Here is a 765-nt window from a genome sequence, read left to right on the forward strand (position 1 = left end):
CAATAACGCCATGTCCAACACTCCAATATCCCCTGATCACCAAAGACAGGGAAGCGTTCAAACATGGGTCACTTCTCAGTGGAAATTACTCCCCACACCGGGTCAACTCTCAATGAAAATCAACAGGCTTGGATCCGCGAGAATTTTGATTGTAGCACCAATTGGGCTGATTTGGCCTGGGTCCGGTCGATATGGCCAGGAAAGATCATCATCAAAGGCGTGCTCTGCTCTGAAGACGCTAAAGCCGCATTTGATGCAGGGGCAGACGGCATTATCGTCTCAAACCACGGCGGTCGGCAGCTTGACGGGGTGTCTTCGGGCATCGCCGCGCTATCTGGGGTGCTCGATGCGGTTGGCGGTCGCGGTTCTGTATGGGTCGATGGTGGTATTCGGTCCGGCCTCGATGTTCTCAAAGCGTTGGCGGCGGGAGCGGATGGTTGCCTCCTTGGGCGCGCGTGGGCGTTCGCGCTTGCGGCTGGAGGCGAGCAGCAGGTCGCCGCCATGCTGCGTACTCTGAAGGCTGAATTGCGGGTTGCGATGACGTTGACCGGATGCAAAGTGCTCCGCAATGCAGATCGTTCATTGCTGGATAAGGGGAGCGGATCACTCCCCCTGACCTCATTGGAAGGGTATGCGAGATGAAACTTCTTGTACCCGTGAAGCGGGTGATAGATTATAATGTGAAGCCGCGTGTGAAGGCGGACGGGACTGGTGTTGATCTTGCGAATGTGAAGATGAGCATGAACCCGTTTGACGAGATCGCGG

1 protein-coding gene and 1 pseudogene are annotated in these 765 nt (G+C 55.9%); both read left to right on the forward strand.

Translation table 11 applies throughout. The features are described from left to right. The first annotated feature begins 63 nt into the window (after positions 1-63). Positions 64-642, forward strand: a complete 579-nt coding sequence (locus EQG66_RS15205) for an alpha-hydroxy acid oxidase (protein WP_129405349.1) — start codon at positions 64-66, stop codon at positions 640-642. After that, positions 639-765: pseudogene (locus EQG66_RS15210) on the forward strand (electron transfer flavoprotein subunit beta/FixA family protein); the annotation flags it as partial. The gene EQG66_RS15205 and the pseudogene EQG66_RS15210, both read left to right, overlap by 4 nt.

Origin of the sequence: Sphingobium fluviale, from assembly GCF_004122115.1 — a bacterium.
Taxonomy (GTDB): Bacteria; Pseudomonadota; Alphaproteobacteria; order Sphingomonadales; family Sphingomonadaceae; genus Sphingobium; species Sphingobium fluviale.

What these genes read in the sequence shown, in the direction of transcription:
- EQG66_RS15205 (WP_129405349.1), top strand. Translation starts at nt 64, where the DNA reads ATGGGTCACTTCTCAGTGGAAATTACTCCCCACACCGGGTCAACTCTC.